We start from the raw sequence: 1,374 nt of genomic DNA, 5'->3' as shown, positions 1-1,374 counted from the left end.
TGGTTGAATCATTTTCTGGCCTTCAAGTTTCACGACCGCAAATTCTACTTCCGTACCGTTACTGCGACAGAACCCTCTATTGTAGCCAGGAGGGTTCTTCACATACCTTCATGAGCGAAATTCATAACGATTTGAATACAGTTCATTTTACGTGCAGAGGTACGCCTTCTACAATCCCGACTTCCTGGCGGCGGCGGATGATCTTTGTTCAAATGACTTACAACCTCGGGTTCCACCAACATTGGTGCGAAGCGGGCTCGAAAAATTGCTGAGGCGCGTTCTTGCAAGGTAGGGATACCGTGCGACGATTTGAAGCTGGTGTCCAGCGCAATACCGTCGCAGGATTCTCAACGGGCATGTTGTCTTCGCGCCACTAATCTCATCGCTAGCTCGGCAGCTTTATCCGGCCGGAGGCCAAAGCCTCCATGGCGCCGCCATAGATGATACTTTCATATGTTACTAACGCAAACTCAAATAGAAAATGCCAAAGCTTTCATCGATGGCACTTCTTCGAAGTCATCGGCTCCAGGCTGCTTCAGGGGTTTTTGCAAGCCACAAGACGCCTCATTCTAGTCGCCTCTCATGTATCAGATGCTGAAGCATGCGAAAGTTGATCAAAGACGTGAGGCATTCCTTGTTTCAGTCTCTTGGACCATGTAACGCATGGGTTTTAATATTTCGTTTTTATGCTTTACACAATTAGCTGGAAACTAAAGAGTCCGCGGTAGTGCTGCCATGATGAGTTAATGGAACGGTGAGCTAGCTCATGTCAGCGTGTTTCACTGACATTCCTGCCTCGTATGATGCCTAGTACTTTTTTTAAATTAGAGGAGATCTTTTGTGACCAGTTTGAAGTCCAACCCTTCTGAAGGAGGAAACGAAGCCTTGAGCGAGCCAGAGCGGCGGCGGCGGCGGTCCGTGCATGAAAAGCTTGCTATTGTGCAGGAAACCCTGGAACCAGGTGTAACCGTCTTAGAGGTGGCCAGACGCCATGAAGTCAATCCCAATCAGGTGTCCGCATGGCGGAAGCAGTACCAAGATGGTACTCTGGCCCCTCTCAATACCGGCGAGGCTTTGGTTCCCGCATCTCAATTAGCCGCCGCGATGAACGAGATTCGAGAGTTGCAAAGGCTCTTGGGCAAAAAGACACAGGAAGCAGAGATATTGAAGGAAGCGGCTGTGCACACTCCGTCTTCAAGTAGTGATTGCGCACTTCACCATTCCGCCCTGGGGCGACTGTGATGAATAGCGTCTGCATATTGGCCATGAAAGCTGAATAACCTTACGTGGTATACCTGGCGATTTCAAGAGCGAAGTGCAACACCCTGCGGGTTATTGAACAGGGAGCCGGTCAGTTGGGTTGGCCAGGACCTG

General features: G+C 50.0%; 1 pseudogene. It reads left to right on the top strand.

Annotated elements, in window-relative coordinates:
• Positions 1–840 precede the first annotated feature (840 nt).
• A pseudogene (locus J8I34_RS34055) lies at positions 841–1,236 on the top strand (transposase); the annotation flags it as partial.
• Between the last annotated feature and the right edge of the window lie 138 nt (positions 1,237–1,374).

Source organism: Cupriavidus phytohabitans (assembly GCF_017815025.1).
Lineage (GTDB): Bacteria > Pseudomonadota > Gammaproteobacteria > Burkholderiales > Burkholderiaceae > Cupriavidus.
This window is presented reverse-complemented; position numbering and strand designations above follow the sequence as displayed.